The 22,566-nt window shown below is 41.6% G+C and carries 20 protein-coding genes; 4 read left to right on the top strand and 16 right to left on the bottom strand.

Translation table 11 applies throughout. The annotated features are described in order from the left end of the window. Positions 1–182: 182 nt before the first annotated feature. The 5 genes from J7I93_RS14330 to J7I93_RS14310 form a co-directional block, all read right to left on the bottom strand. Positions 183–659: a MaoC/PaaZ C-terminal domain-containing protein gene (locus J7I93_RS14330; RefSeq protein ID WP_214726549.1), complete on the bottom strand. Its 477-nt coding sequence runs from the start codon at positions 657–659 to the stop codon at positions 183–185. A gap of 169 nt (positions 660–828) precedes the next feature. After that, complete coding sequence (mdh, locus tag J7I93_RS14325) at positions 829–1,767, bottom strand: malate dehydrogenase (RefSeq protein WP_214726548.1); 939 nt, start codon at positions 1,765–1,767, stop codon at positions 829–831. A 156-nt stretch (positions 1,768–1,923) separates the two neighbouring features. Next, the gene (icd, locus tag J7I93_RS14320) at positions 1,924–3,192 is read right to left on the bottom strand and encodes an NADP-dependent isocitrate dehydrogenase (RefSeq protein ID WP_214726547.1); all 1,269 of its coding nucleotides are present in this window, start codon (positions 3,190–3,192) and stop codon (positions 1,924–1,926) included. Between the two features lie 227 nt (positions 3,193–3,419). Then, on the bottom strand, positions 3,420–4,538 hold the full coding sequence (gene citZ / locus J7I93_RS14315; RefSeq protein WP_214726546.1) for a citrate synthase: 1,119 nt from the start codon (positions 4,536–4,538) through the stop codon (positions 3,420–3,422). Positions 4,539–5,057: 519 nt separating this feature from the next. After that, entirely contained in the window at positions 5,058–5,519 is a 462-nt protein-coding gene (locus J7I93_RS14310; RefSeq protein ID WP_214726545.1) for a DUF441 domain-containing protein, read from the bottom strand. Between the two features lie 258 nt (positions 5,520–5,777). Here J7I93_RS14310 and ytvI point away from each other — a divergent pair, with 258 nt between their 5' ends. Then, positions 5,778–6,899, top strand: coding sequence for a sporulation integral membrane protein YtvI (gene ytvI / locus J7I93_RS14305; protein ID WP_214726544.1), 1,122 nt, complete (start codon positions 5,778–5,780; stop codon positions 6,897–6,899). A gap of 50 nt (positions 6,900–6,949) precedes the next feature. On the opposite strand, the gene J7I93_RS14300 is transcribed toward ytvI, so the two are convergent. The 8 genes from J7I93_RS14300 to dnaE all read right to left on the bottom strand — a co-directional run bounded on the left by J7I93_RS14300 (position 6,950) and on the right by dnaE (position 18,155). Next, positions 6,950–7,336, bottom strand: a complete 387-nt coding sequence (locus J7I93_RS14300) for an FxsA family protein (RefSeq protein WP_214726543.1) — start codon at positions 7,334–7,336, stop codon at positions 6,950–6,952. A 155-nt stretch (positions 7,337–7,491) separates the two neighbouring features. Next, the gene (gene pyk, locus J7I93_RS14295) at positions 7,492–9,252 is read right to left on the bottom strand and encodes a pyruvate kinase (protein ID WP_214726542.1); all 1,761 of its coding nucleotides are present in this window, start codon (positions 9,250–9,252) and stop codon (positions 7,492–7,494) included. A 96-nt stretch (positions 9,253–9,348) separates the two neighbouring features. After that, complete coding sequence (gene pfkA / locus J7I93_RS14290) at positions 9,349–10,308, bottom strand: 6-phosphofructokinase (RefSeq protein WP_214726541.1); 960 nt, start codon at positions 10,306–10,308, stop codon at positions 9,349–9,351. Positions 10,309–10,660: 352 nt separating this feature from the next. Then, entirely contained in the window at positions 10,661–11,638 is a 978-nt protein-coding gene (gene accA, locus J7I93_RS14285; RefSeq protein WP_214726540.1) for an acetyl-CoA carboxylase carboxyl transferase subunit alpha, read from the bottom strand. Then, positions 11,623–12,501: an acetyl-CoA carboxylase, carboxyltransferase subunit beta gene (gene accD / locus J7I93_RS14280; RefSeq protein ID WP_214726539.1), complete on the bottom strand. Its 879-nt coding sequence runs from the start codon at positions 12,499–12,501 to the stop codon at positions 11,623–11,625. The genes accA and accD overlap by 16 nt, the downstream gene beginning before the upstream one ends. A gap of 176 nt (positions 12,502–12,677) precedes the next feature. Continuing rightward, complete coding sequence (locus J7I93_RS14275; protein ID WP_251025844.1) at positions 12,678–13,241, bottom strand: FadR/GntR family transcriptional regulator; 564 nt, start codon at positions 13,239–13,241, stop codon at positions 12,678–12,680. Between the two features lie 68 nt (positions 13,242–13,309). Then, positions 13,310–14,548, bottom strand: coding sequence for an NADP-dependent malic enzyme (ystJ, locus tag J7I93_RS14270; RefSeq protein WP_214726537.1), 1,239 nt, complete (start codon positions 14,546–14,548; stop codon positions 13,310–13,312). Positions 14,549–14,795: 247 nt separating this feature from the next. Next, a complete protein-coding gene (gene dnaE / locus J7I93_RS14265) occupies positions 14,796–18,155 on the bottom strand; it encodes a DNA polymerase III subunit alpha (RefSeq protein WP_214726536.1) in 3,360 nt (1,119 codons plus the stop codon). A 119-nt stretch (positions 18,156–18,274) separates the two neighbouring features. Here dnaE and ytrH point away from each other — a divergent pair, with 119 nt between their 5' ends. Both ytrH and ytrI read left to right on the top strand, forming a co-directional pair. Next, entirely contained in the window at positions 18,275–18,667 is a 393-nt protein-coding gene (gene ytrH / locus J7I93_RS14260; RefSeq protein ID WP_483297136.1) for a sporulation membrane protein YtrH, read from the top strand. After that, positions 18,664–19,164 (top strand): sporulation membrane protein YtrI, encoded by a 501-nt coding sequence (gene ytrI, locus J7I93_RS14255; RefSeq protein WP_214726535.1) that lies wholly within the window; start codon positions 18,664–18,666, stop codon positions 19,162–19,164. Before ytrH ends, ytrI begins: the two co-directional genes overlap by 4 nt. A 28-nt stretch (positions 19,165–19,192) precedes the next feature. On the opposite strand, the gene J7I93_RS14250 is transcribed toward ytrI, so the two are convergent. After that, positions 19,193–20,131, bottom strand: a complete 939-nt coding sequence (locus tag J7I93_RS14250) for a DHH family phosphoesterase (protein WP_214726534.1) — start codon at positions 20,129–20,131, stop codon at positions 19,193–19,195. A 138-nt stretch (positions 20,132–20,269) separates the two neighbouring features. Here J7I93_RS14250 and J7I93_RS14245 point away from each other — a divergent pair, with 138 nt between their 5' ends. After that, complete coding sequence (locus J7I93_RS14245; RefSeq protein WP_214726533.1) at positions 20,270–20,575, top strand: YtpI family protein; 306 nt, start codon at positions 20,270–20,272, stop codon at positions 20,573–20,575. Positions 20,576–20,834: 259 nt separating this feature from the next. On the opposite strand, the gene J7I93_RS14240 is transcribed toward J7I93_RS14245, so the two are convergent. Together J7I93_RS14240 and J7I93_RS14235 are read right to left on the bottom strand one after the other, a co-directional pair. Then, entirely contained in the window at positions 20,835–22,154 is a 1,320-nt protein-coding gene (locus J7I93_RS14240) for a CBS domain-containing protein (RefSeq protein WP_214726532.1), read from the bottom strand. Between the two features lie 83 nt (positions 22,155–22,237). Next, entirely contained in the window at positions 22,238–22,486 is a 249-nt protein-coding gene (locus tag J7I93_RS14235; RefSeq protein ID WP_214726531.1) for a hypothetical protein, read from the bottom strand. Between the last annotated feature and the right edge of the window lie 80 nt (positions 22,487–22,566).

Genomic DNA, 22,566 nt, shown 5'->3' with positions numbered 1-22,566 from the left:
GCTATGATATACCTGGGTGTTATTTTCCGTGAGGCAATCGCTTTCCACGGGCTCCCGAGCTCCTCGGTGTCCTACGCCTGTGCGGTTACTTTGTTTCCCGCCCGGCACGCAGGAATTAAGAATTAATTTTAGAGGAATACCGGCTTGACTCTAATCAGCACAGTGCCAAATTAAACTTTCTATCAAAAGTTCTCAAGAGCATTTCCATCCATAGGCTGCAGCTTGTACGGAGGGCACACAAGGAGCAGGCCATTTATAACTGTTTCATCTTCTTCATTTGTGCCCTGGACTTTAATTTGAACAGTATGGCTGCTCGTGTTGACTTCTGTTACCTCAAATAAGAATTGAACTGTCCCATAATGATAGACCGGCTTTATATATTCAATATCCTGTTTTAACACATGGCTTCCCGGACCGGGCAAATATTTTGAAACAGCTGAATTTATGACTCCATTTAGCATCACGCTTGGAACGATCGGTTTTTTATAAGGCGTCTGCGAAGCATAGTCATGCTGAATATAAAGCGGGTTTGCATCGTTAGTCAGGCCCAAATATAATAGTAAATCTTTATCTTCTATCTTTTCTGTAAGCGTCAATTTTTCACCTACAGATATTTCTTCAATTTTTCTTCCCAATTTTCTTTTTTTTCCAAGCAGCATCTCTCTGCACCTCCGAGTAATGTAAACGTTTACAAGGTTGCCGAATAAAAAATAGACTGTAAAATAATTTCTATTATTCAGTCTATTTATCTTATCATATCATTTTATACCATGCCCAAAAAGAGCCTCTAGTAAAAAAATTCGGGGAAGTCTCCCCGAATTTTTTTGCTTATGCCAATACTGCCATTACATTGCGAACTGCTTCAGCTGACTTATCTAATTCAGCTTTTTCATCATTTGTTAATTCAAGCTCAATAACCTTTTCAATTCCATTTGCTCCAAGGATAGTTGGTACACCAAGGTAGATTCCTTGGTAACCATACTCACCTTCAAGGTAAGCGATAGAAGGAAGAACACGGCGCTGATCTTTAAGGATAGCTTCACACATCTCAACCAGGGAAGCAGCTGGCGCATAATATGCACTGCCATTTCCTAATAGGTTAACGATTTCTCCGCCGCCTTTGCGTGTACGTTCCACAATAGCATCAAGACGATCCTTTGGAATTAAAGTTTCTAAAGGAATGCCCCCTGCATAGGAATAACGCACTAGAGGAACCATATCATCTCCATGTCCTCCAAGTACAAATCCGGTAATATCCTTAACTGACAGGTTTAGTTCCTGTGCAACAAATGTACGGAAACGGGCTGTATCAAGGACTCCGGATTGGCCAATTACACGGTTTTTAGGGAATCCCGATTCTTTAAATACTGTATAAGTCATAGCATCAACTGGGTTAGTTAGCACGACGATAAAGCTGTTTGGAGAATATTTAGCAATCTCCTGGGCTACACTTTTCATGATTTTTTGGTTTGTTTGAACAAGGTCATCACGGCTCATGCCTGGCTTTCGGGCAATACCTGCAGTGATCACAACGATGTCAGAGTCCTTTGTGTCTTCATAGCTTGAAGTACCTGTAATGTTAGCATCAAAGCCTTGTACAGGGCTTGCTTCAAGCATATCAAGCGCTTTCCCTTTTGTAGGGTTTTCCATTTGTGGAATATCAACTAAAACAACATCTCCAAGTTCTTTCTGGGCAAGCAGGAATGCAGTTGTTGCACCAGTAAATCCCCCGCCAATTACAGAAATCTTTTTGCGTTTCAATGACATGAATAGTTCCCCCTTTTGGTATTTAAAGTATCAGGATTTAGCCTGAATTATATAAGAGGCCGTTCTGAAAGAACAGCCTTCTTAGGAGAAAAAACACTGCCCGTTGGACAAATATGTCCGGATATGCGGGCTTTTAGGTTTGTTGAACTTTTGATATTATTCCATGTTCTTGATTAATTCGTCACCGAATTCAGAGCACTTCACTTCAGTTGCTCCATCCATTAGGCGTGCAAAGTCATATGTTACAACTTTAGAAGCAATGGATTTTTCCATGGACTTAACAATCATGTTGGCAGCTTCATTCCAGCCTAAGTGTTCAAGCATTAGCACACCGGAAAGAATGACAGAAGAAGGGTTGACCTTATCTTGGCCAGCATATTTTGGAGCTGTACCATGTGTTGCTTCAAAGATCGCATGTCCCGTTTCATAGTTGATGTTAGCGCCAGGAGCAATTCCGATACCTCCAACCTGTGCTGCAAGTGCATCAGAGATATAGTCTCCATTGAGGTTCATTGTAGCAACCACATCGAATTCTTTAGGACGAGTTAGGATTTGCTGAAGGAAGATATCAGCGATTGCATCTTTTACGATGATTTTGCCTGCTGCTTCAGCGTCTGCTTGAGCACTGTTAGCTGCTTCAACACCTTGCTCATCTTTAATGCGGTCATATTGAGCCCATGTAAATACTTTATCGCCGTATTCTCTTTCAGCAAGCTCATATCCCCAGTTTTTAAAGGCTCCTTCAGTAAACTTCATGATATTGCCTTTATGTACAAGTGTTAATGATTTGCGGCCTTCTTTAATTGCATACTCAATAGCAGCACGAACTAAACGGCTTGTACCTTCCTCTGAAACAGGCTTGATGCCGATTCCGGAAGTTTCCGGGAAGCGGATTTTGTTAACGCCCATTTCATCCTGAAGGAATGAAACTAACTTTTTAACTTCATCTGAACCCTTTGCATACTCGATACCTGCATAAATATCCTCTGTATTTTCACGGAAAATAACCATGTCAGTATCCTGCGGACGTTTAACCGGAGAAGGAACACCTTCAAACCAGCGAACTGGACGCAAGCATACAAATAGGTCAAGCTCTTGGCGAAGCGCAACGTTTAGAGAACGGATTCCACCGCCGATAGGAGTTGTTAAAGGCCCTTTAATAGCGATTAAATATTCATTAATTACATCAAGTGTTTCAGATGGAAGCCACTCGCCAGTCTGGTTAAAAGCTTTTTCTCCCGCTAAAACTTCTTTCCAAACAAGTTTGCGCTCCCCTTTATATGCCTTTTCAACAGCGGCATCTAAAACTCTGGAAGCAGCAGTCCAAATATCCGGGCCTGTTCCGTCGCCCTCGATAAATGGAACGATTGGGTTGTTTGGTACATTTAGTACACCATTAGTAACTGTAATTTTTTCACCTTGCATTGTTTATACCCTCCATTTTGAAAAGTGCGAGCATCAGCCTTTATATGTATCTTGATGCGGCGATGCTGCATCAGTATATCAGAATCAAAGGTTAGAAGGCATATGCCTCTAACCTTTTCCCTGCTCTCTCTATTACAGCAATTTTTTGATAAAAAGTAAAATGCTGAGTATTTTTTTATTTCCTCTGTTAAATTCAGGTGTTGATTTGCGCTGCAGACAGCAGATTATTAGCCTCTTTGGTCAACAGGCACATATTTTTGCATCCCTGGGCCTGTGTAATCAGCACGAGGACGGATTAGTCGATTGTTTTCGTACTGTTCAAGAATATGTGCAAGCCATCCGGAAACACGGCTAACTGCAAAAATCGGCGTGAACAGATCATGGTCGATGCCCAGGCTGTGGTAAACAGACGCAGAGTAGAAGTCAACATTTGGAGGAAGGTTCTTCTCTCCTGTAACGATTCCTTCGATCTGAGTTGACATCTTATACCAGTGAGGTTCTCCAGTAAGCTCGGTAAGCTTCTTGGACATTTCTCTTAAATGCTTGGCACGCGGGTCGCCCTGGCGATAAACGCGGTGTCCAAAGCCCATGATTTTTTCTTTGTTGTTAAGCTTTTCACGAATATATGGTTCCACATTTTCTAATGTGCCGATTTCAGTAAGCATTTTCATTACTGCTTCATTAGCACCGCCGTGCAGTGGGCCTTTTAAAGCGCCGATAGCAGCAGTTACACCAGAATAGATATCTGATAATGTTGCCACACAAACACGTGCAGTAAATGTTGAAGCGTTTAGTTCATGGTCGGCATGAAGGACTAACGCTTTATTAAATGCTTCTACAGCAATATCTTCAGGCTCATTGCCAGTAAGCATGTACAGGAAGTTTGCCGCAAACCCAAGATCTGTTCTTGGAGCAACCGGCTCAAGCCCTTTTCTCACCCGTGCAAATGCCGTTACAATAGCAGGCATTTTAGCTTGGAGACGAATTGCTTTTTTATAGTTAGCTTCTTCATCCATCTGGTCTGCTTCATTATCATAAAGTCCTAAAAGAGACACAGCCGAACGAAGGGCAGCCATTGGATGCACTTTGTCAATCGGATATGTTTTAAAATGGTTCAATACTTCCTCAGGAAGAGAATAGTTTTCAGCAAGCTGATTTTTCAATTCCTCCAATTGTGATTGAGTTGGAAGTTTCCTGTGCCATAAAAGGTAAATTACCTCTTCAAAACTTGCATTTTCAGCCAGATCATCAATATTGTAGCCTGCATAAGTTAAAGTGTCGTCTATGATGGAACTAATAGACGAAGTAGTAGCAACTACCCCTTCAAGACCGCGTGTTACTGTCATACCGAATCTCTCCTTTACATAATAAAATTTCCCCATACCCATTTTTGTCTGTACATGTCGTAAGTAAGCCGAACCTGTTTTTCAACTTTTCAGAAAAGCTTCCTTGAGCAGGTTCAAGCTGTCCGGATTTCGCCGTCCATTTGAACATGCTTTTATACAGGCTGCTTAACAGCCTTTGCAAGTCGGCTTGGGTTAGCCGATCCACAGACCAAAATCATGAAAGGTGAAACTTCCATTTAGTGAGAGGCCACTCCCCGATATACGGAAGAAGTAAACTTTCTTTTGGCATATTTTCCATCGAGCGGTTGCTCGGTTATGCTGCAAAAAAAAAGAAAATGCTTACATTTTTTCTGTACTCGAAAAATTTAAAGTATATTAATAATATTTTAATAGAGCTTAACTGAATATAAAAGGTACCGCGAATTAGGTTGCGCTTACAAGTCCTATTATAAACAATTATCTGACTTTTGTGAACGGAAAGCACTCAAATTGTTAAAAAATATTATTTTTCGAAAAAAGTTATTTAAAAAATTCAAAGATTTTCATCGCCATGTAAGCAATCCCTGCACCAATCAGAGGACCAACGGCAACCCCTTTAAACAGCGATACAGCAAGAATGGTACCAAGCACAAGAGCGGTTGTAATATGGGGATCCTCTGCGAGCAAGCTAATACCGCCTTTCGCCAGGAGCGCCACAGCCATACCTGAAATCAGGGCAATCCATGCAAAAGGTGATTTAAAGGCGCCGGTCAAATCACGGAACCCGATCTCTCCACTAGCAATTGGCGCCAGGACAGCAATTGTGATGATGGTCACACCCCAATTGATTCCTTTGGATTGCAAAAAAGTGAATGACTTTGAATCAAGGCCAGCAGCTTTTAGGACAATCAATACGAAAACCGCAACCATCAATGATTGATTTTTGGCCACAACACCTATAGCCAGTAAAAGAAGTAAAAATATGAGTGATTGTGAAAACATTAACTTATTCACCTGCCAGCTCTCTATATTATCGTAACATAATTTCTTCATTTTTAATAATTTCTATGTTTTTTTGCCTATTTCATAAAAATTAGAATACTTATTATAATAGGCTTAATAGTATCTTTCTGCTTAAGAAGAGGTAAATATTTTTTCATTTTAAGCAAAAAGAAAAATGGTGTATGATGATATTAATTAATAATTTGCATAAAAATGGAACTATTTAAGGCTAATCCTAATTGAAAAGGAGGCAGTTTTTTGAATCCGGCATACATATATCGAACAGTAAGATTTTTCTTTGTCATTGGATTTGTGATTTTAAGTTTATATGCTTTTTTCTATTTATCCAAAGTTACCTATCCTTTTTTGATTGGATTGGCCATTGCTTTTCTTATTAACCCGTTTGTTAATTTATTAGAAGCAAAATGGAAAATGCCGAGGGCCATTGCTGTACTAATTGCATTGATTCTTATCTTTGCCATTTTTGCAGGATTAATCACACTGCTTATAGCCGAAATTGTTTCGGGAGCGGATTATTTGGCAAGAGTCGTGCCTACACATCTTGAAACATTAATCGGCTTCATTGAACAGTTTTTTGCCGGACAAATCATTCCCCTCTACAACCAGCTTACTAGTCTATTTAATAATCTCGGTACCGGCCAGCAAGATACTATTTTAACGAATATTGAAAATGTAGGAAAGCAAATTGGCTCTACTCTCGGAGACTTTATCCAGGCATTTTTTGAAAAGATCCCAAATATCCTGTCCTGGTTCCCAAATGCGGCAACTGTTTTAATCTTTTCGCTGCTTGCCACTTTTTTTATAAGCAAGGATTGGCACAGGCTATCAGGATTATTTAGCCGAATGATTCCCAGCAGGGCCAAAACAAGCGGAAGAACCGTTTTCACAGACCTGCAAAAAGCCCTTTTTGGTTTTATAAAAGCGCAGGCAACTTTAGTATCCATCACAACTGTTATTATATTGGCGGGACTCCTGATTCTCCGAGTTGATTATGCGATCACAATAGCACTCGTTACAGGCCTGGTGGACATCATTCCTTATCTTGGTACAGGGTTGATTTTTGTCCCCTGGATCATCTATGAGGCCATCGGAGGAGAAATGAGCAAAGCAATTGGATTAGGAATCCTTTATGTAATCGTCTTAGTGCAGCGCCAGATTATGGAGCCGAAGATTCTCTCATCGAGCATTGGCCTCGACCCATTAGCCACCCTTATTGCCTTGTTTGTCGGCTTTAAATTAATCGGCTTCCTTGGATTAATTGTAGGTCCGGTTACACTTGTATTAATCACTACTCTGCATAAAGCAGGTGTCTTCAGGGATATATGGATGTTTATAAAAGGGGATGAAAAAGTTACATAGAAAAGCCGCTCCTGATAAAAGGAGCGGCTTTCTGTATATATACAAATTTTTCATCTAATGATTGTAATCGTGCCCTTGTTCATCCACTTTCGTATTCCGATAAGCAGAATTTTCTTATACAGCCTTCTTGTCGGAGGAGCCAGAAGAGTAAAACCAGCTGCATCTGTTATGAAGCCGGGGGTAAGAAGCAAAGTGCCCCCTACAAGAATGCATACTCCATCAAGGATGGTATCTCCGGGCATTTGTCCATATTGGAGCTGGTCCTGCAATTTTCTGATTGTTTCCAGGCCTTGCTTTTTAGCCAGATAAGCTCCGAGAATGCCTGTGAATATGATGATCGCCAGGGTAGGCCATAGACCGATTGTATTTCCTGATAATAACAAAATTCCTATTTCAGCCGCTGGTACGATAATCAGCAACAAGAGAATGTAGCGCATATAGCCACCTCTTTTAGTTTAAGACTTAAGTTAATTATATCAAATAAATGAACGCACTTATAACAATTTGTCCATCCTCTTTTTCATTGTATTCGCTATTCAGAAGAAACATTCAAAAAAAGGAAGGGGCTGCCCTTCCTTTTTAACGTAAAACTTTATAGTACGCTCGCGTGCCCGTTATAGATAACACCGCGCTGAGAGTCAACTGTCACTTCCTGTCCATCTTTTAACAGGGTTGTCGCTCTTTCTACTCCTACAATAACTGGAATACCAATATTAAGCCCAACCACTGCCGCATGACTTGTGAGGCCGCCTTCTTCAGTAATAAGAGCGCTGCACTTTTCAATTGCCGGAACCATTTCACGGTCTGAGCCAATGGTTACAAGGATAGACCCTTCCGTAACCTTCGCTAGTGCTTCTTCTGCATTTCTGGCAATTACAACTTTACCGAAAGCAGATTTGCGCCCAATGCCTTGTGCTTTTGCCAGGACATCGCCGACAACATGAATTTTCATCAGGTTAGTCGTACCTGCTTCACCAACAGGAACTCCTGCAGTGATGACCACCAGGTCTCCAGAAGCAACAATTCCGCTGTTTAAGCTTTCTTCAACTGCAATATCAAGCATATCATCTGTTGTAGTCGCTCTTTGGCCGATTTGAGGATATACACCCCATGTTAGAGCAAGGCGGCGTGACACATGGTCATTGGATGTTACAGCTACAATTGGAGCTTTTGGACGGTATTTCGATATCATTCTAGCAGTATGGCCACTCTCAGTTGGTGTAATGATTGCATTTACATCCAAGTTTAATGCCGTATGCGCAACCGATTGTCCAATCGCATCTGTAATATTATGCTCATTATCCTTGCTGCGGTTGGATAAAATTTCTTTGTGATCCAGCGCAGACTCAGCTCTTGATGCAATGTTGTGCATCGTTTGCACCGCTTCAACAGGGTATGACCCCGCAGCTGTCTCGCCTGATAGCATGATGGCATCCGTTCCATCAAAAATGGCATTTGCTACGTCACTGGCTTCCGCACGTGTAGGGCGTGGATTCCGCTGCATGGAATCAAGCATTTGTGTAGCAGTGATGACAGGTTTTCCCTGTGCATTACACTTCTTAATTAATTTCTTTTGTACAAGAGGAACTTCTTCTGCTGGGATTTCAACACCAAGATCGCCTCGCGCCACCATCAGTCCGTCTGAAATCTCAAGGATTTCATCGATATTATCAACGCCTTCCTGGTTTTCAATCTTAGGAATGATGTTAATATGGGCAGCATTATGCTCTTCAAGAAGCTGTCTGATTTCCAATACATCTGATGCCCTGCGGACAAATGATGCAGCAATAAAGTCTACTCCCTGTTCTATTCCAAATAGAATATCCTGCGCATCTTTTTCTGTAATTCCAGGCAGATTCACAGATACTCCAGGAACATTCACACCTTTTTTATTCTTCAGTGTTCCGCTGTTTAATATTTTTGTATGGATTTCACTATTTGCTTTATCTATCTTCGTAACTTCCAGGCCGATTAGTCCGTCATCAAGCAAAATTTTACTTCCAGTGTGCACATCTTCAATAAGGCCGGCATATGTAACAGAGAACTTCTCTGATGTTCCCTCAACCTCATTCATGGATATGATAATATCGTCCCCTGCTTTTAACTCAACCGCACCCTCGCGCATATTGTTCGTACGGATCTCCGGACCCTTTGTATCCAAAAGGATCGCTACCGTCTTACCAGTGCTTTTTGATGCTTCACGAATATTTTGAATCCGCTGGCCATGTTCCTGAAAATCACCATGGGAAAAGTTCAAACGGGCTACATTCATGCCTGCCTGTATAAGCTGTGTCAACTTTTCTACACTTTCACTTGCCGGGCCTATTGTACAAACGATTTTCGTTTTACGCATATAATTTTACCTCCTGAAATGAATGAAGCTCAGTTAAGCAGGCAGCTTGTAGGGGCATGTCTGCTTCTTTGGCTTTATAACTACCTTAACAAAAAACTAAATGGAAAGTTCTTTTGACAATTTATAAAGATCTAAATCAAGTGTGTGCTCTCTATCTAAGATTTCAATTATATTATGGTCAACAAGCTTATTATTTTCAATTCCAACTGCACGTCCTCCATGTCCTTCAAGCAGCAGCTCTACTGCACGCGCTCCAAGACGGCTTGCGAGTACACGGTCAAAGGCTGTTGGAGATCCACCTCGCTGCATATGCCCTAGTACAGATACTCGGGTATCAAAGTCTGTTGTTTCCTTAATCTGCTTGGCAAACTCTACTCCACTGCATACACCTTCTGCAACTACAATGATACTGTGCTTTTTGCCTCGTTCATGCCCTTTTTTGAGGCGTTCAGCAATTTCATCCATATGATAGCCTTCTTCAGGAATAAGGATGGTTTCGGCTCCGCCGGCTAAACCTGCCCAAAGAGCAATATCTCCTGCATCTCTTCCCATTACTTCAATGATAAACGTTCTTTCATGCGAAGTAGCTGTATCACGGATTTTGTCAATCGCATCAATAACCGTATTTAATGCGGTGTCAAAACCAATTGTGTATTGAGTTCCCGGAATGTCATTATCAATGGTGCCAGGGACGCCAACACATGGGAAGCCTTGTTCAGTTAAAGCTCTTGCTCCGCGGTATGAACCATCCCCTCCAATGACCACCAGGCCATCGATGCCGTGCTTTTTCATTTGTTCAATGCCCTTCTGCTGGCCTTCCTTCGTTTTAAACTCTTCGCTTCTTGCAGAATGCAATACGGTTCCCCCGCGATGGATAATGTCACCAACAGAACCCAAGTCAAGCTTTTTAATATTCCCGGTCATCAAACCTGAGTATCCGCCATAAACGCCATATACTTCAATATTATGATAAATAGCTTTACGGACAACCGCACGAACAGCAGCGTTCATGCCCGGCGAATCGCCGCCGCTTGTTAATACTCCTATTTTCTTCACAATAACCACCCCAGATTAGTTTTTATATAAAGCTGAAAAAGCGTGTTGTTTATTGCGCTGATTTCACCGGCCTAAGTATTTTTTTAAAATCATGACCGAAACGAAATTTGTATGTAATGACAGGCTCATTATGTAAAGCCGCAAGGCTGCTTATCTTATTATGAACAAAACGCTTGTGAATATTTCTAAAATACCATGAAGAAGGACGCATCTCAACTTAATCAGACGATTTAAAACAAAGACAGAATTATCGGTGAACTGAAAGCGTTTTATATGGGAGAAGCAGTGATTTACGTCACATCAACAGGGATCAAGTCCATCAAAAAATAAAAACGTGCCCGAAAGCACGTTTTTATTTTACCCCAATAAATTCCTTTAAAAACGAATATTCACCAATAGATTTGAACTTGTTGTATCGGTGGTCGACCAGCTGTTCTTCAGACAAACTCATTAAATCCCTTAGAGAGTTATTAAGAACAGATTCAATTTCAGCTGCCTGGGTTTTAACATCTTTGTGGGCGCCGCCTTTTACCTCGTCAATAATCTCATCCACAACGCCAAGCTCTTTTAAATCCGGCGCGGTGATTCTCATTGATTCTGCTGCTTTTTTTGCCTGGGAAGCATCTTTCCAAAGAATCGCAGCAGCTCCTTCAGGCGAGATTACGGAATAAGTGGAGTTTTCAAGCATATGAATATGGTTTCCCACACCCAGTGCAAGCGCACCTCCGCTTCCCCCTTCACCAATGACGATGCAAATGACTGGGACCTTTAAACTGGCCATTTCAAATAGATTTTTGGCAATGGCTTCACTTTGGCCACGTTCCTCGGCCGCTTTGCCCGGGTAAGCGCCTTTCGTATCAATAAAACAAATAATCGGCCTGCGGAACTTATCCGCCTGCTTCATAAGCCTTAGCGCTTTACGGTATCCCTCCGGATGAGGCATTCCAAAGTTTCTGCGAATATTCTCTTTCGTATCTTTTCCGCGCTGATGCCCGATCACTGTTACCGGATGGCCCCTAAATTTCGCTATACCGCCGACAATCGCTTCATCATCTCCAAAGGCACGATCACCATGGCATTCGAAAAAGTCTTCAAAAAGATAAGAAATATAGTCCAGCGTAGTTGGCCTTGCAGGGTGCCGTGCAATTTGCACGCGATCCCAAGGTTTCATATTTTCATATATATCTGCTTCTAATTTTTCCAAGCGTGCTTCCAGTTTCTCTATTTCTGAAGATAGATCGACATCGGCCGTCTTCGTAAACTCTTTTAATTCTGCAATCTTTTTTTTCAGCTCCGTTACCGGACGTTCAAATTCTAACTCTCCTGCCATTGGAAGTCACCTCCTGGTTGATGTATGGATAGAATAGTTGATATCTTGTCTTTCAATTCTGTTCTTGATATAACTGCATCCAACTGGCCATGTTTCAATAAGAACTCGGCTGTTTGGAAATCCTCAGGCAATTCTTCCCTGATTGTTTGCTCAATGATTCGACGGCCGGCAAAGCCAATCAAAGCCCCTGGCTCAGCCAAATTATAATCTCCCAGGGAGGCAAAGCTAGCTGAAACACCGCCTGTTGTCGGATGAGTCATAATGGAAATAATCAGTCCTCCATTATCACTGAACCTTTTTAGGGCTACACTTGTTTTGGCCATTTGCATTAGGCTAAGGACCCCTTCCTGCATCCTCGCACCGCCTGAAGCAGTAAAAATAATAAAAGGTACAGCTAATTCATCAGCTTTTTCGATGGCACGGGTGATTTTTTCTCCGACTACAGAACCCATGCTTCCCATCCTGAATGTAGAATCCATGACTGCCACTGCTATTGTTAGGCCATTTACAGTGCCTGTCCCCGTGACAACCGCTTCATTTATTTTTGTTTTTTCGCGATCTTTCTCAAGCTTCTCAATGTAATCCGGAAAATTCAAAGGGTTTTCCGAAATCATATTAGCATTAATTTCTTCAAAGCTATTAGGATCCAAAAAGCTTGCCAAACGCTCTTTTGAGTTCATGGAGTGATGATAATGGCAATGGAAACAAACCTTTAGGTTCTTAACAAGCTCCTTAGTATACATGATTTTTTTGCAATTTGGACACTTGGTCATGATTCCTTCCGGCACATCCTGCTTTGCCGTTTCCGATGGAATGGTTGCATATTTCTTTTTCTTCGTCTTTGTAAAAATATCTTTAAGCAAGATGAAACCTCCCTGTTTATTGCGTAAAAAACTAAAGAATCATTTTCCATAATTTTCATTAGTGGTCAGACCACTAATTTAAAAATGAATGCCTATATCCTAGGCCTCCCATATACTGCTTGTCTGATTCTTATAATATAGATTATCGCAACTGTGAAATCTGCAAAAATTTGTCGTTAACCTTTCGACAATTTTCTTAGGTTTTTATATACACGAATAACTTCAGACTCATTCTTAGAAATTAATGTATCAATTAGCTCCGCGTATTCTGTTTTGGCCACGATCATTTTCTTTAAAGCTAAGGAATTATAATAATCTTTCAATATCATCCATATCCGTAAAAAAAGATGATTATCCGCAAGGGTGACAACCTCCAGGAAAAACTCATCATCTGTATACTCTGACTTCAGAGCCCAATCTCTGAACTTTAGAAGCTGATCTTTTTCAGCCTTCTGGATGATTAGCCATAAGCAATCCAGTTCAATCAGAAACTTTGTCTCTTTTACATCCCGTATTGCTTTTTGGTCCTGAAGAATAAATGTGCTTAGCAGCTGTACAAGCTGGTTACCTCTAAAATCCCGGATAAAGGTCCCTTCACCTCTCCTTGTTTCAATCAAACCAAGAAGTTCAAGAGCCCTTAAAGCTTCCCGAACGGAAGAGCGCCCGACACCCAGGCGCTCTGAAAGCTCTCGTTCGGAAGGCAATCTATCTCCAGGCTTAAGTCCATCATGCTCGATCATGGACCTGAGCTGTTTTACTATTTCGATATAGACCTTCGTATTATTTTGTGGTGAATTCACGTATGGTATCACTCACCTTTTCCGATGACCGCAAGGCTTCTTGTTTTTTCTTTTACTTCATTAGGATCAACCTTAATACGCGCAACTCCCGTTTCCATTGCAGCTTTAGCTACCGCAGCCGCAACTTCTGGTGCCACACGCGGATCAAATGGCCCTGGAATGACATAATCAGCATTAAGCTCGTCCTCTTTAATCAAGCCTGCAATTGCTTCTACAGCCGCTACCTTCATTTTCTCATTGATATGAGTAGCCCTGACATCCAAAGCACCACGGAAAATCCCTGGAAATGCCAATACATTATTCACCTGGTTCGGAAAATCCGATCTCCCGGTCCCGACAACCATTGCTCCTGCTGCTTTTGCTTCATCAGGCATAATCTCAGGAGTAGGATTTGCCATTGCAAAAATAATTGGGTCCTGGTTCATTGTGCTGATCATTTCCGCAGTTAATGCTCCTGCTACCGATACGCCAATGAAAACATCTGCCCCTTTTATGACATCAGCAAGACTGCCTTTTACATTATCTCGATTTGTGTATTTCGCAACTTCATTTTTTATTTCATTCATGCCTTGAGGACGGCCTTCAAAAATAGCGCCCTTTGTATCGCACATAATTAAATCGCGGACACCGTAACTGTAAAGAAGCTTAATAATCGCAATGCCTGCAGCTCCCGCTCCGTTCGCTACAACCTTGATTTCATTCATTTTTTTGCCGGAAAGCTTTAATGCATTCACCAGGCCAGCAACCGTTACAATCGCAGTGCCATGCTGGTCATCATGGAAAACAGGGATGTTTGTTTCCTTCTTTAAACGCTCCTCTACATAAAAGCAATGTGGAGCAGCAATATCTTCAAGATTCACGCCTCCAAAAGTCGGCTCAAGAAGCTTGACCGTTTCAACAATTTTATCAACGTCCGTAGTGTTCAGACAGATTGGAAAAGCATCTACTCCTGCGAAACTCTTGAATAAAACTGCCTTTCCTTCCATAACTGGCAGAGCAGCTTCCGGCCCAATGTTCCCCAGCCCAAGCACAGCTGTGCCATCTGAAACCACCGCAACCATATTTCCTTTCATTGTATACTCATATACAGTCTCAGGCTTGTCGTAGATCTCCTTGCAGGGCTCAGCCACACCCGGTGAGTAGGCAAGGCTTAAATCTCTCGCATTGCGTACCTGGACCTTTGATTTTGATTCCAGTTTCCCCTTATTAACTCTATGCATATGCAGTGCTTCTTCACGTAAGGTCAAAATATTCACTCCTCAATTATCCGGCAGCCGGACTGGAATTATTATATATAACAAAACATAATGAACAAACTTCTTTATATGGCCGGATATCCGGCACGATAACTAATCCGCACATAAATGGATGAATGCTGTAAGTTAACAGTCCACTATTTTCTTTAGGTTAGTTTATTCTAATTCACCATAGTGGTCAGACCAGTTTTTTTTCTTCTTACAAATATACCATAATTGTTATTGTTGTAAAGGGAAACTACTTTAAAATCACGTTATTCTCTCCCAGTGAATTAGTTAGCTGAATTATGAATTCATCCGATGGCTGAATCATGTCCTCTTCTCCAAGGCGAATGCTTTTTTTGGTGCTTTCGTAATATAGAACAACCTGTACAGGTCCTTCATTTTTCTTAAATATTTCCTTAAGGAAACGGAGATTTTCTGCTGTTTCCTTCTCCTTTGAAATCCGCAGATACAAGACAGGATCCTTGTTTCCCATTCTTTCAATAGCTTCCTTTGCATCCTCTAGCTGCTGCAGGATCAGCTGCTTTTTTCCTCCCCGCTCTTCCATCTTCCCTTCCGCAAAAATAATGTTTCCTTGAGCACATAGAGCTGCATAACGGTTAAAAACCTTTGGAAATACGACTGCCTCCATATCTCCCGACTGGTCGCTTAAAGAAAGAAAGGCCATTGGCTCCCCTTTTTTCGTACGGATTTTCTTCACATCCGACACATATACAACTGTTCTGGCTCTTTTGTCTTCAGGTTCAAGCTCCAAAAGCGGAACGGCCCCAAGGAGAGTAAAATGGGGTTCGTATACTGAAACGGGGTGGTCCGATAAATACAGGCCAAGTACTTCTTTTTCGAATTTCAGCTTATCCTCTGGCCGTATAGGATCCATTTGAGTATATTTTGGCTTTGGGAAAAATTCATCGTCTTCAAAGAAATCAAACTGGTCGTCTTCCGGTTTAACCAGCTGTGCGTGTTCCGCTGCCACATCGAGGCTCGCAAGCAGGACGGCTCTGTCTTCTCCAATTTCGTCAAAGCTGCCTGAATGGACCAGGGCTTCCAAAACTTTACGATTAACAGCTTTTGTCGATACTCTTATGCAAAAATCGAATAAATCCTCAAACCGCTTATTTTTTCTGGCCTGAAAAATATCTTTTAATGCCGCTGCCCCTACCCCTTTAATAGCTGCAAGACTATACCTAATCGAGTCTTTTTCAACTAAAAAGGAATAGCCGCTTTGATTAATAGAAGGAGAAAGGATGGATAAGCCCATTTGTTTCAGCTCTCTGATATATTGAGCGATCTTACCTTCGTTCCCGATAACTGATGTCAGCAAGGAAGCCATAAAGTGCAGCGGATAATGGGATTTCAAATAGGCAAGCTGGTAAGCTATAAAACTGTAAGCAACAGCATGGCTTCGATTAAAGCCGTAGTTCGCAAAACGCACAATCAAGTCATAAATATTATTGGCAGTTTGTTCACAGTACCCTTTCTTTAATGCCCCGCCCACAAAATGGCTGCGCTCCCGATCAAGTACTGCTTTTTGCTTTTTGCTTACTGCACGCCTTAGCAAATCTGCCTCTCCCAGGGAGAAGCCTGCCATTTTTGCGGCAATTTGCATAATTTGTTCCTGATAAACAATAACTCCATAAGTATTTTCAAGAATATCTTTTAGATCCGGGTGGGGGTAAGATACTTCTTGCCGCCCATGCTTTCTGTCGATAAAAAGCGGGATATTTTCCATTGGTCCAGGACGATAAAGAGCATTGACAGCTACAATATCTTCAAAACGGGTTGGCTGCAGTCTGGTCAGGACACTTCTCATTCCTTCTGATTCAAGCTGGAAAATACCCGTTGTATCACCTTTTCCAAGGAGGCTATACACCGCTGAATCATTCAGCGGGATTCTTTTGATATCAATTCGCTTACCTGTTTTTCTCTGGATCGAGCTTAAAATATTTTCAATCAATGACAGGTTCCTGAGCCCAAGAAAGTCCATTTTCAGTAAGCCGACATCCTCCAGATGTTCCATAGAATATTGAGTCAAATAGACATTTTCATGGCCTTTTTGGATGGGAATTGCTTCTACCAGAGGATGCTCACTGATGACAACTCCAGCAGCATGCGTAGAGGTATGTCTCGGCAGACCTTCCAGTTTAAGGGCGGTTTCGAATAGCCTGCGGTTTAAATCAGATTCTTGAGTGAATCTTCTTAGCGGTTCAGACTCTTTGTAAGCCTCTTTCAAATTGATCCCCAGTTTGGAAGGAATTTTTCTCGATAGAATGTCTAACTCTTTTGGATTTAATCCAAATGCCCTGCCGACATCCCGTAATGCTGCTTTTGCCGCCAGTGTTCCGAACGTAAGGATCTGGGCAACATGAAGCTCTCCATATTTTTTGGATACATACTGAATCACTTCATCCCTTCTGTGATCCGGAAAATCGATATCAATATCAGGCATGGAGATTCTTTCCGGATTAAGGAATCGTTCAAACAGCAGCTTATGCTCGATCGGATCCACATCTGTTATGTACAGTACATAAGCAACCATTGAACCAGCTGCAGATCCCCGTCCTGGGCCTGTTAAAATGCCATTGTCCCTGGCAAATCTCATAAAATCCCAGACAATTAAGAAATAATCGCTGAATTTCATTTCTTTAATTATTTTTAATTCGTATTTTAGGCGTTCGCTATGTTCAGCCTCTGCAACAGGATATCTTTCAGCAAAGCCTTGCCAGCAAATTTCCTCTAATAGCTCATCGACGCTTAGGCCTCTATCAGCGGGATACTTTGGAAGGTTCTGTTTGTTCAGCTCGAGCATAACGTTGCATTGGTCAGCAATCTTAATGGTATTTTCCAAAGCACCTGGGTATCCGGACAATAATTCTACCATTTCCTGAGAAGTTTTTAAGTAATATTCATCACTTGCCAGACGCTCTCTGCCTTCATCCTGCAGCCTTTCCCCATTTTTTATAGCCAGCAGGCATTCATGGGAAAAAGCATCTTCCTTGTTCAGATAGTGAACACTATTGGCTGCCGCCAGCTCAATGCCCGTTTCTGAAGAAAGGCGGGCCAGGCCGTCCTGAACTCCTTTCTCTTCAGGCAATCCATGCTCTTGCAGGGAAAGAAAAAACGAATTTCTTTCAAAAAGCACACTAAAAAGTTCTGCAGCCCTTTTGGCTTTATCGAATTCTCCAGTCGCCAAATGGCTTTCAATCTCTCCCTCCAGTCCCGGGGTTAAGGCGAATAGACCGCCAGCATAATGCTTTAGCCACTTTACCGGGATTCCTTGCAGTGATTTTGTCTGGACTGTACTTGTGATTTTTAATAGATTTTGAAATCCTTGCTGGTTTTTGGCAAGAAGGACAATTGGATAAGCCCCTCCTTCATCTGCCTCACTCATTACATCCACAGTTAAGCCCATGATCGGCTTAATGGATTGCTTCAAGCATTCTTTATAAAAGGCGACGGCACCGTACATGACATTTTTGTCAGTTAAAGCCAAGGCGGAAAATCCCTTTTCCCTGGCACTTGAAACCAGTTGCTCTATTCTTGCTGTGCTGGACAGCAGGCTATAAGCACTATATACATGAAGGTGAATAAATGACACGTTTCTCACACCCTTAATTTCTCTGCTGCTTTTATTATAGAACGCCCGTTTCCAAAAAGAAAATATGTTCTCTTTTTATATCCGGGCAGCCAAAAACATATTTTTAAAAGTTTGTCCATATGATGAAGTATCAAGATAAATCAGGCAGGATTTCTCCTGCAGTTAGGATGAATGATATGAATACTCAGCCTTTTTTTTCTACATTAATTGAGAGTTACTTCATTGCTCTTGGTGTTTTAGTAGGCGGTTCGATCATCGGCGGATTGGCTGCTTTTCTAACAGGCAAGCCTCCTTTGAATGAAATATTCCAAATTTCCAATATGATTCGCATTTGGGCAATCATTGCTGCAATCGGCGGCACCTTCGATACAGTTTACAGTTTTGAAAAGGGTGTATTGGATGGTCAGACGAAAGATATTTTTAAGCAATTCATGCTGATTCTTTCTGCTCTTGGCGGGGCCCAAACCGGTGCCATGCTTATTAACTGGCTGACTCAGGAGCATATTTCATGAGAATCCCGCCATACTATCGTCTTCCCTCCTGGCAGCGCTTTTTTGCGGGCATGGCCATAGGGGGCATTATTAGCTGGTTTATATTTTTGTATATTTTTGGTGAGTGGCAGGAAAGGTACAGCAAGGAAATCAAGCTGCAAAAGGACACCATAGATGAATTGGTTAAAGATAAAGAAATCTGGCAGGAGGAATTTAAGAAGCTTAATAAGGAAAATCAAAAAAACCTTACTGTCCAGGACATTACTATTAAAATTGTAAACGGCGAGAAATATAAGCTGGATTCTTTCAGTGTCTTTCAGCTGGAAGATGATATTAAAGAGGACATTAGCATGATGATTGCCAAGGATATTGATACAGTTTATAAAAGCAGTGAACTGATTAAAAAAATAATAGAAAATAGAACACATAGAGTGAATGAAAAAAGATATCGGGTTGAAGTAAAAGAAATGGTGATTTATACAACTGTTTCAATAGAATTGATTATTATGCTGGATTGAGGCCCGGCTAAAAGCCGGGCAATCCAGATTAGTTCTCTCTGCAGGCTTCCTCCAAATCCCTTACTACCGAATCCAGTTCATCCCATGAATAAATCGATGCTCCGGCAGCAAGCGGATGGCCCCCTCCTTTATACTTTCTCGCAATCTCATTGATAATTGGACCTTTCGACCGGAAGCGGACACGGATTTGATCACTTTCTTCAATAAAGAAAACCCACGCTTTTATTCCCTGAATATCACCAAGAGCACTTACAAGAAGAGAAGCTTCAGATGGCACTGCCTGAAACTCTTCTAACAGTTCCTTTTTTAGAACCATTATAGCCGCCCCATATTTTTTCATTTCAAAGTTTTGCAGTACATAGCCCTTTAATTTAACGATATTTGCTTTTAGCTCATACATTTTATTGAACAGCTCGGGCCGCGAAAAATTATAGTGTATCAGCTCTCCTGCATATGCAAATGTCTTTTCAGTTGTGCTTGGATAGAGAAAACGGCCAGTATCCCCTACTATCCCAGCAAATAATAGTCTTGCAGCATCATCCGGCATCTTGAGGCCCTGGTCTTTCCCAAAGAGATAAAATTCATAAATCATTTCACTCGTGGAGCTTGCATCTGTATCGACCCACATTTTGTCTCCATATGGATCCATATTCGGATGGTGGTCAATTTTAATTAGCACGTCGCCCTGGTCGTATCTGCCATCACATATACGCTCAGCATTTGCTGTATCACAGACAATTACAAGTGCCCCATTATATGTATCATCAGGTATTTCATCGAGCCTTCTCATAAAGTGCAGAGTTTCTTCTTCCTTGCCTACAGTGAAAATATTTTTTTCAGGAAACGAAGCCTTCAGGATTTCAGCAAGCCCTCCCTGTGACCCATACGCATCCGGATCGGGACGGACATGCCTATGAATAATGACCGTTTCATGTTTTTTAATTTCATCGAGTATCTTTTGTTTCATGGCGCGCTCCTTTTATTCGGAATACTTTATTTTTACCACATCATGGTGAAAAGAAAAAGAAAACTCAGCACACTTATGGCATTTTTTCAATTATGCAGGTAGAATGAAAAGAGATTGTCGAAACTTGGAGGTTACGATATGCCTATCTTTGTTATTCTGATCATTCTCTCTTTTTCTTTCTATATTTTTTACAAAATCAAATTCTTCAGAAGCAAGCAGCCGTCTGAAAGACAATGGATATCGGCGAAGTCTAAAATGGCTCTTGGTGCGTTTGTTGCTTTCTTTGGGTTAAATCAGCTGTTTTTATATGATACAACCACAGCGCTTATTGTCGGTATTATTTTTATCCTTGTTGGAGGATTAAGTATTTGGGGCGGCATAAAAGCTTATAAATTTTACCAGCCATACGCAGCAAAGGAAGCTGAGGAAGCAAGGAAGAATTAAGAAGTGTGCTCGCAGGCCTATTGTTAAAATTAAGCTGTTTTCGTAAAGTTTAATAGGCTGAGTTGATTGGAGCGGAAGGCATTTGATCCTCGAAAATGCATTCGCATTTTCTTCGTGCGATGGCTTATTCGAGGAAGCTTATTNNAATCTATACGAAAAGAGCCATGAGAAAAGAGCATAAAATTAAGATTTAAAAAAGCCGTTTCCTATTGGAGCGGCTTTTCTTATACCCAAATCTCAAATGGGCTCCATTTTTAAATTAGTGCCGATCAATCAGCTGGCACATCATCATGGCCTTGCCTACGAGGACACCTTCATTAAATACTTCCACATCCACTTTCCCAAATTTCCGCCCTACTTCCAGTACTTTCGGATAGATCTCAAGCGTGCTGTCGATCTGTACAGGCTTAATGAAATAGATCGTCATATTTTCTACGACCAGATCCCCTTTTTTATAGCTTCTTAAAACTCTGTTTGCTGCTTCAGAGACGATTGTCGTAAATACTCCATAAGAAATCGTTCCAAGGTGGTTGGTCATCTGCGGAGTAACTTCACATCCATAAACATCCTCGCCCTTTGTTTTTCCTCTTGTCAGGACAAGCTGATTTGTAACAATATCATCAAGGGTCTCACCCACTTGCGGCTGGCGCTGAATCATTTGCAGTGCTTTTAGAACATCCTGTCTGCTTACAATGCCTTCCAGCTTGTTCGATTCATCTACAACTGGCAGCAGTTCAATGCCTTCCCACACCATCATATGGGAAGAAGATGCTACGCTTGTTTTGCCGCCGACAGTCATTGGGTTTTTGGTCATTACTTTTTCGATAGCCGTCTCCGGATCATGGCCCATAATATCTTTGGATGTCACCACTCCCTGAACCTTCAGATTATGGTCGACCACCGGAAAACGGCTATGATTGGTTTCGCGGTTGTATTTCAGCCAATCAGCAATAGAATCCGTCGTTTTCAAGACAATCGCTTCTTGAAGAGGGGTCAGGATATCCTCCACAAGGACAATTTCTTTTTTGATCAACTGGTCATAAATTGCCCGGTTAATCATTGTCGCGACGGTGAATGTGTCATAGCTGCTCGAGATGACCGGCAGCTGGAGCTCATCAGCCAGCTTCTTAACATGATCTTCAGTATCGAAGCCTCCCGTTATTAAAACCGCAGCCCCTGCCTTCAATGCCAGTTCATGGGCCTGTGTCCGGTTTCCGACAATCAATAGGTTTCCAGCATCTGTATACCGCATCATCGCTTCAAGCTTCATAGCCCCAATAACAAACTTGTTCAGCGTTTTGTGAAGACCGGCTCTTCCGCCCAGCACCTGGCCATCAACGATATTAACAACTTCAGCAAAAGTCAGCTTCTCGATATTCTCTTTCTTTTTGCGTTCTATCCGTATTGTGCCCACACGTTCAATTGTGCTCACATACCCTTTATTTTCAGCGTCCTTAATCGCTCTGTATGCAGTCCCTTCACTGACTGCAAGTGCCTTGGCGATCTGTCTGACTGATATCTTTTCCCCTACGGGCAGTTCATCAATGTATTGTAAAATTTGCTCATGCTTAGTAGCCAAGACTTTCACCCTCTACAAATTATTCCTATATTTCATTATAAGGGTAAAAAGGCCTTGATACAATTGACTTCAGCAATATTGGCCTATCTGCTGAATGAACGGACTCTTTTTTTTGCCATTATTTTCCTTGTGTGTTTTTGGGTAGTTTTCGTTTTTTTCGGAGCATACAGCAAAGCAGTCAAATTTCCTGCAATAACAAATAGGGCCAATGCCAGCCAGCTAATGGAAAAAATCCCTTCTGTTCCGCCATTAAAAACACCAAGTCTTGGCGCAGCATAATAAAGCATCAATCCGCACAGCAGCAAACATAATAAATATCGGTTTTTGTTCATCTTAAGCTTCCTCCTTTATAACATTCTCTTTAAAATGTATGCGGACAGGCCGGGAAAATGATTGGTTTTAAATGTACGCT

It is taken from the genome of Bacillus sp. ISL-47, from assembly GCF_018613175.1.
Classification (GTDB): domain Bacteria; phylum Bacillota; class Bacilli; order Bacillales; family Cytobacillaceae; genus Cytobacillus.
This window is presented reverse-complemented; position numbering and strand designations above follow the sequence as displayed.